Genomic DNA, 8,056 nt, shown 5'->3' with positions numbered 1-8,056 from the left:
CGGGACAGGTTGGAGTGGCGCTGCGTTATTTCTGGCAGATGCATCCCTCGGCGCTGGTGCTCTACGCCCGCGACGGGTTTATCCAGGTGGGGATGTTCCCCTACCGGCTGAAGCGGGTCCAGGACTGGTACGCAGGGGTGGCCCGCACCCATTATCTCAGGTTCGCCTTCCTGCGCCGGGGAGACCCGGAGCTGATGCGCTCGCTTGTTTCCGCCTGCCAGAAACCGCTGATCGCCGTGGCCTCGCCGGAGTACTACTGCCGGACCGCCCGCGCGTTCGGCAATCTTCTCGACCGCAGCATGGAGCATTACCCCGACGAGCACCGGGGAATTGCAGCAAAAGTCGACAGCGAACTCGACGCCGGGCTGGAACACATGCTGAAGTCAATCGACAGCCGCACGGTCAACGGCACGACCCATGACAGCTACGGTTTCCTGAACTGGGGCGATGGGCTCCACTACGCCTGGCAGCCCGGTGTTGCAGAACCCGGCAACCTCAGTTGGAACCACCATTACTACGACCTGCCGCACATGAGCTGCCTGGAATTCGCCCGTAGCGGCCGCCTGGAATGGTACGAATACTTCTTTACCCGCGCCCACCACCTGATGGACGTACACATGACCCATTTCGGACCGGAAAACGAGTTGACCGGCCGCAACCGGTACAACCCTCCGACAGAACACGTTCGTATCGATCCCAGGCGCAGAAATGATTACGCCTCCGCTCCGGTCTATATCTCCCCGTCCCCTAACCATCATAAAACCCAGAGTCTGTTCGAGCGCTGGCTGCTGAGTGGAGACGAGCGCGCGCGGGATATCGCGATGCAGGGCACTGCGTTCGTGGCCGGCTTAGGCGGCTACACCGATTTCAAGCAGCCCCGCGGCGCGGCGCACCAGGTGATGACCCTGATAACCGCTTACAGGGTAACTGGCGATACGGACTGTCTGGACATTGCCGGGGCCACGTTCGATCTCTGGTACGACCATTTCCAGAACACGAGCGCCAAATTCACCCAGGGCTATTTTATGGCCGGCTTCCTGCTGGAGGCGTTTATCGACTACTACGAGGCCACCGGTGACGAGCGCGTGGTGGAGTTTGTCAAGCAGGCGATTGACTGGATGGTGGCCGAGAGAGGCGACGACAAGTTCCCCAACCTGGCCCTGGGAGCCGGATTCGTGGCCGTCAAAACGGGCGACCCGAAATATACCGCAATCCAGAAAGACTATCTCTCGCACTGGAAAGGCGTGCACAATAACGCGTTCAAGGATTTCGCCTCTAATGGCCGCAGCGTGGCGCGTTCGCTGTATTACCTGAGCGATGAGGCATGGAACAAGTAATCCGGATCAGCACCGATTATCGTTGCTCTCAGTACGCCGGTGATGGAGGTCCCGATGGTAAAGCGTTTAATGTTGATGGTTTCAGCAGCGATACTGGCGGCATCCGGCCTGCAGGCGGTCCAGCTCACGGTCCGCGAGCGGTCGGGGATCGAGCGCTTCGATGAGCCGGTGACCAGCGGCGTGCCGCTGCCCGAGGGACGGGTGAGCTCGGTGGACGGCCTGGTGCTGAGCGGTCCGGGCGGGCCTGTGCCCTGCGAGTTCCGCGCGGCCAGCCGCTGGCCCGACGGCAGCGTGCGCTGGGCGCATCTGGATTTCCAGGCGTCGCTGCCGGCCGATGGCGAATTGAGCCTGCTCCTGCTGCCGGGTTCTCCGGCGGCAGCGCAGAGCAGGCTTGAATTGATCGAGCTGATCGACCGGTTTGTCGTTACCACCGGCAAAATCCGGGCGGAAATCCGTTCCGCTAAATTCAACCTGTTCGACGGTCTCTGGCTGGACGACGGCTCGGGAACGTACCCAGTCCAAATCGTTGCCGGCCATGATCGCGGTATCGTCCTGCACGCCGATGGCGTGGAGTACACGAGCGCGGCGGATCTGTCATCCACCCTGGAACTTGAATCCGCCGGAGCGATGAGGATGGTGCTCAGGGCCGAGGGCAAGCTGGAGGCGCTCTCCGGCGACGCCGAGTTTTACTACGTCTGCCGCCTGTATTTCTTCAATGATTCCCCCGTGGTCAGGGTGGCCCTGTCGATCGAGAACCGCGGAGAGTTTCTCCAGGGTTTCGAATACAAAGCCGCTGTCGAGGGGCTGCAAGTCGAGGTCCCGCTCAGCGCCGAAATCACCGGCGCCTATGCCGGTATGCCAGCTCTGGACTGGGACCATCTCGAACCGGTGAACAGCGCGGCCGCTGTCACGGTCTCCTCCGCCAGCCGACTGGAGTATGCGGTTGACGGGGCCGTTGTGTCTTCGATGGACCCCAAGACCGGGAAGAGCGACCGGGTTGGCTGGCTGGGCGCAAATCTGGGCGGCGATGCGGTTGCCGGAGTCGGTGTCCGCTGGTTCTGGCAGATGCACCCTTCGAGTATCGAGCTGGACGCCGAGACCGGCTTGCTGACAGTCGGCCTGGTTCCGCGCTCGCTGGGGATTCCGCTGGATATCTACTCCGGCGTGGGCCGCACCCATTACCTCCGTTTCGCCTTCCTGCCATCGGCCGAGGCCTCCAGGCTGGGGCAGGTCCTGGCTGCATCTCAGCGCCCGCTGCTTGCCGTGGCGTCTCCCGAATACTACTGCCGCACCAGCGGAGTGTTTGGCCATCTGGCCGACCGCGACCGGTCGCTCTATCCGCCCGAGTACCGCGAGGAGGTAGGCCGGGTGGAGGATGAACTGGACCTGGGACTGGAAAACCAGTGGCAGAAAGTGGACAGCCGGACCAAGAACGGAGTGACCTGGGAAAGCTACGGGTTCCTGAACTGGGGCGACGGGATGCATTACGCCTGGGAGGCCGGCGTCCACGAACCGCTCAATATCGCCTGGAACCACCATTACTACGACCTGCCGTTCATGGTGATGCTTGAGTTTGTCCGCAGCGGCAACTGGCGCTATTACGATTATTTCACCAGCCGGGCTGTCCACCTGATGGACGTCCACATGGTCCACCTGGATCCCGGGCACGCTTACGACGGTGCCGGGCGCTACTGCCCGCCCACGGACCATGTCCGTCAGGACCCGTCCGATACCGGCGATTACACCACCGCCAGCGTCTATATTTCACCCTATACCAACCACCACAAGACCCAGGGACTGTTCGGCCTGTGGCATCTCACCGGCGATGAGCGCGCGCGGGACATGGCCCTGGAGGGCACGGATTTCGTCAGCGGTTTCGGCGGCTATACCGATTTCGATCAGCCGCGGGGAGCCGCGTTCCAGGTTCTGACCCTGCTGGAAGCCTACAAGTCTACCGGCGACGAGGCGTTTCTGGGCACCGCCAAAACCACGTTCAATCTCTGGTATAACGAGAACCGGGGGACAGCCTCCAAGTTCACCGGCGGTTATTTCATGGCCGGCTTCCTGCTCGAGGCCTTTATCGACCTCTACGAGATCGAGCAGGACGAACGGATTGTCGCTTTTATCAAGGAGGGTGTGGACTGGATGGACGCCAACGAGTCTGTCTGGTTCAGCGCCGGCGGCCACGGCAAATACTCCAACATGGCGCTGGCCCAGGGTTGGCTGGCCGAGCGCCTGGACGACAGCTCCTACCGCGATCTCCAGTTGGAATACCTGTCCTACTGGAAAGGGAACTGGAGCAACGCGTTCAAGGACTACGGCCTTACCGGGCGCAGCGTGGCCAGGTCGCTATACTACCTGAGCTACGAGGGCCTGGGCCGGCAGCAGCCCAACCGGGGAGATATCGACGGGGACGGGCAGGTCGGCCTGACCGACCTGGTGGAGCTGCTGCTGCTGGGCTTGCGCGATCCGTTCAACACCCGCGCAGACTATAACGATGATGGCCGCTACTCTCTGCGTGACGTGATCGCTCTGCTGCTGCGTATCCGCAGCGAGGGAGGAGCTGTCCTGGCTGGTGTTCCGTATGACAAAAACCGGTTCGGGGATATCAGTCCCGAAGCCCGCCGTTATCTGCTGGCGGAAATCGAAAAACTGGGGCTCACCGACAGCGAGACGAGTCTGCTGGAATCACTGCTGGGAGCGGCGAAACTCCCCGGAGCGGTAACTCTGGCCCAGAACCATCCCAACCCGTTCAACCCATCGACTACGATCTCCTACGGTGTTCCCGGCGGCGATCCGCTGCTCGTCCGCCTCGAGATATTCGATATCCGCGGCCGGCTGGTGCGCGTACTGGAAAACACTGTCCGGGAACCGGGGTTCTACCAGGTGTACTGGGACGGCACCGACAACAGCGGACGGCCCCAGGGCAGCGGCGTGTATTTCTACCGCCTGAATGCCGGCGGCGAGAGCCGGATGCGCAAGATGGTCTTGGTCAAGTAAACGTTTAAGCATGGTCCGTAATGGATTGATAGTTATCAGGATAGTCGTCAGCAAGGAGGGCGTTGTATTGCCTCGTACAGTCAGGTTGACCTTTTCTTTAATCCTGGCCGCCGCCTGTCTATCGCAAGGATTCGCGGCCGAGATTTTCCAGGGACACCCCCGCCTGTTTTTCCGCGACAGCGCCTGGGGCGAACGTTCGATCACCACCGCCGAGCTGCGCAGCCGCTACGACGACCCCCGCTACTCAGCCTACAGGAACCGTCTTACCTACAGCGCCTGCAACTATGCGCTCAAGGCCTGCCTCACCGGCGACTCTGCGGCGGCCGAACAGTGCATTTCCATGCTGCGCGCGCCGTTCGCTTTCGATCACACCACCACCGATGGGGAGCTGGTGATGTGGGCTGCGATGGCGTTCGACTGGCTGTATCACCACCCGTTGTTCACCGATGAAATAAAGCAGGAAGTGATTGCCAGTCTCGCAGCGGGGGCTTCTTATCTCAGGAGCGAGTATATCAACCAGGGCGCGCATATCTTCCATACCCGCATGCCGGGGTTCGCTATCGGCGTGGCGATGGCGGGACTGGCTATCGACGGGCACCACGCGAATGCACAGGATTATATCCAGTGGGCGGACTCGATTTTCACCCATCACCTGTTTCCGGGCCGCCGGTTGCAGGACGGTACCGTGCACAACAGCCTGGCCTATGGGCGCCGCTACACCATGTGGCACACCGGCCATTTCATGAGCGCCTGGTATTCGGCCACCGGCGAGGACAAGTGGGCCGATGTGCGTGTCAACCAGGGCGACTGGGCCTGGCGAGAGGTGCTGTTCCTGATCCACGCCCGCCAGCCGGACAGCCTGTTCGTGCGCTACGGGGACAATTACCGCCGCACCAGTGAGCGGTTCACGTTCCGGGTAATCGGCGAGCGGGCGTTCGCCTACGATGAGCCGATCGGCAGAAACTACCTGCACTATATTTTCGAGACCCAGGCTCTCCAGCGCGACGACCGGGTTGTGGAAGAGGGCAACGCCTACAACGTGTTCCTGTGGTGGGACGCCGATGACCGCGGAGTGACCTTCCGCGGGTTGCCGGGACGGGAAATGTTCAGCCCCGACGGTACCGGGATGGTGATCTGGCGCACGGGCTGGGACGAGGGCGAATCGTTCGTCTTCTTTAAGTGCGGCAACTATTTCGGCAATCACGGCCATTTCGACCAGGGGCATCTGGAAGTGTTCCGCCATCGACCCCTGCTGATCGAGAGCGGGTACTACGATTCGTTCAGCGGCTCGCACCGTATGGAGTACTACCGGACCTCAATGGCCCATAACACGATCCGCGCAATCGACCCGGCCAGCGCCGGTTTCCTGGGCAGTCAGCGGATTTTCAGCAACCAGAGCGAAGCCTCCCTGCAAAGCTATCTGGCGAACCCGGTCAACGAAACCGGCGGCCTGCTGGACTACCGCGACAACGGGACCTGGGCCTATACGGCCGCCGAGTTTTCCTCGGCCTATCAGAGCGGCCTGTTCAACAGGGTGGTCCGCGAGCTGGCCTGGATCGGCGGGCGGTACCTGGTGGTGGTGGACAACGTGCGGATGGCCGATACAACTTACCTGCCCGCCGTGATCTGGCATTACACCGTGGCCCCGGTTCTCGAGGAGCGGCGCTTTACGGTCAGCGACGGCGGCGGGAAAGCGGTGGTGACAGTGCTGGCCCCGGAAAACGCGGTGATCGACACTGTCCCGGCCTACAGGCTGGGCGTCCAGTCGTATCCGCCGCCCAGCCCGGCGCCTGAGTTCGGGGTGGGGCGCGCCGAAGTTACGGTCAGCGAATCGAGCGGCGAGAGCTACACGTTTGTTGCAGTGATCGAAGTTATCGACGATACCGTGCAGGCGGCCCAGCCGTCCTTTAGCGAAGACTCGCTGTCGGGCGCTGTCGAGATTGTCCTGCCGGTGGGCGTGCTGCGGCTGGCCGGGGACCCCGGCGCACGCACCGAGGTCAGTTTCATCCCGGTTCAGCAGACGTTGCGCGGGGACTACGACGGCAACGGGGTGCTGGAGCTGGCGGACCTGGTGGCATTGGTAGTGATGGCTGTGCGCCAGCCCTCGGACCCGGCGCTGGATTTCAACCGCGACGGCCGTTACGGGCTGAGCGATATCCTGGCCCTGCTGCTGTATATCCGCGGTTAGACTTTTCCTGGATGGCTTGAATTCTCTTAATTCAGACTTTGCGATAAATAAATTTCTAAAGCCCGAAATAGATTTTTAAGCCACCCCTGAACTGAAATATTTTCGTGTCCCTGGATCCCGGATAAGAGGTCAGTTTCAATCCTTCATTCCTGGTCCCGGCAAAATAAAACTCCAAATCGTCCAGGGAATCGATTTCAGGGTTCCCGCCCTTTCGCCCGGTGAATATGTGAGTATATGAGCCAGATCCATTTAGTGCATATCTCCGCCAAAGAACGTATTCAATACCCCCTCCCAAATAATAACCCGGATTTTTAGAGGACTGTTTATGGGGGCCTTTTAATCCGAAATTATCATTGCCGGTAATTGTATTCTCAATATAAAGTCTGCTGCTGTTGTAGATAACGCCAAGCCTGGCATATCCTCTTAACTCCGCTGAAGCCGGGATCACAAATAACAGACCGGGGCTGTATGAAAAACTTTTCATCCTGATCCGGGTGGCGGTTATAGATTCAGGTGGAGAAAGAGGAGGCCAGCTAATCTGACTGTAAGGGCTAATCTTACTTTCCCTTCTTCTAAATTCAACTACGCTGGAGCGGATGCTATCTCCAAAAAAACCTTCAAATCCGCTGAACCTGTCAAATGAAACAGCAACGGGAATAAGGCCGATGTTGTCAGTCAGCATATACCCTAATTCCAGGGAGAGTGTATTTCTCAAGTCAAATTTTTCCATTAATACAGGACCGTAAATTTTACCGCCCCCTGCGGAGATCTCGGCGAACCATCTTTTACCTGCTATTTGTGCTTCAAGAGAATTCACATGTAAGACCATAAAGAAGGCGAACAAAAAACTTATCTTTTTCATCTCATACCTCCTTAATCAACTAAGCGCGTAAGCCCTTCCTATTAATTATAGGGGCGGCACTAGGCCTTTCAAGTATTATATACATAATATAATTTACCACGCGCACAAATGAACATCTTTCTCGTGTTATCCTCAACCCCCGAGGGGTCGCTGTGGACCTCTGCTCGCGTGGCCCGGCCGATTTTTTTACCGCTCTCGTCCACGACATCGAATATCTCATCCACACCCATTCGTCACTCCCCGTAACTTATGACTGTTTCCCGGATTGGATGTTGAACCTTGAACCGTTCAGCCCTGTTAGGTATTTTTACCCCGGATATTTTTGTACGTTCTAATAAGGAGCCGCGGTTTTGCCGGCAAAGATATTTTTTCGGACGTTCGGGTGTAAGACCAATCAGTACGACAGCGCGCTGATGGCTCAGAGCCTGGAGCAGGCCGGGTTCACCCTGGCCGAAAGCCCCGCCGGCTCGGACTGGGTGGTGGTCAATACCTGTGCTGTCACCAGGCGCGGCGAGGAGAAGGCCCGCCAGTGGGTGCGCAGGGTAGCGCGCGAGCACCCGGATACTAGGATCGCGGTGGTTGGTTGTTCTGTCGAAGCCAGCGGCAAAAAATTCACCGGGATCGAGGGCGTGCGGCTGCTGCTGGGCACCGAGGAAAAATTCCGGCTGG

The 8,056-nt window shown here is 59.5% G+C and carries 5 protein-coding genes; 4 read left to right on the top strand and 1 reads right to left on the bottom strand.

Annotation, left to right across the window (positions count from 1 at the left end; translation table 11 throughout):
- Positions 1 to 14 precede the first annotated feature (14 nt).
- The 3 genes from FVQ81_17615 to FVQ81_17605 are packed head-to-tail and all read left to right on the top strand — an operon-like array spanning position 15 to position 6,525.
- Positions 15 to 1,337: a hypothetical protein gene (locus FVQ81_17615; protein MBW7998349.1), complete on the top strand. Its 1,323-nt coding sequence runs from the start codon at positions 15 to 17 to the stop codon at positions 1,335 to 1,337.
- 42 nt (positions 1,338 to 1,379) lie between these two features.
- Positions 1,380 to 4,337, top strand: a complete 2,958-nt coding sequence (locus FVQ81_17610) for a T9SS type A sorting domain-containing protein (protein ID MBW7998348.1) — start codon at positions 1,380 to 1,382, stop codon at positions 4,335 to 4,337.
- Positions 4,291 to 6,525: a hypothetical protein gene (locus FVQ81_17605; protein MBW7998347.1), complete on the top strand. Its 2,235-nt coding sequence runs from the start codon at positions 4,291 to 4,293 to the stop codon at positions 6,523 to 6,525. The genes FVQ81_17610 and FVQ81_17605 overlap by 47 nt, the downstream gene beginning before the upstream one ends.
- Positions 6,526 to 6,580: 55 nt before the next feature.
- Here FVQ81_17605 and FVQ81_17600 read toward each other — a convergent pair whose 3' ends face one another.
- Complete coding sequence (locus tag FVQ81_17600; GenBank protein ID MBW7998346.1) at positions 6,581 to 7,387, bottom strand: outer membrane beta-barrel protein; 807 nt, start codon at positions 7,385 to 7,387, stop codon at positions 6,581 to 6,583.
- Between the two features lie 350 nt (positions 7,388 to 7,737).
- Between FVQ81_17600 and FVQ81_17595 the strand changes: the two genes are divergently transcribed.
- A partial coding sequence (locus FVQ81_17595) for a tRNA (N(6)-L-threonylcarbamoyladenosine(37)-C(2))-methylthiotransferase MtaB (GenBank protein ID MBW7998345.1) occupies positions 7,738 to 8,056 on the top strand: 319 nt, incomplete at its 3' end.

This window comes from Candidatus Glassbacteria bacterium, from assembly GCA_019456185.1.
Classification (GTDB): domain Bacteria; phylum Gemmatimonadota; class Glassbacteria; order GWA2-58-10; family GWA2-58-10; genus JAJRTS01.
The sequence above is the reverse complement of the archived record's forward strand: the minus strand, read 5'-3'. Positions and strand labels throughout refer to the sequence as shown.

Bases quoted from the DNA above. Each gene is read 5' to 3' on its own strand.
- FVQ81_17610 (MBW7998348.1), top strand. From the start codon at position 1,380: ATGGAGGTCCCGATGGTAAAGCGTTTAATGTTGATGGTTTCAGCAGCG.
- FVQ81_17600 (MBW7998346.1), bottom strand. From the start codon at position 7,387: ATGAAAAAGATAAGTTTTTTGTTCGCCTTCTTTATGGTCTTACATGTG.
- FVQ81_17605 (MBW7998347.1), top strand. From the start codon at position 4,291: ATGCCGGCGGCGAGAGCCGGATGCGCAAGATGGTCTTGGTCAAGTAAA.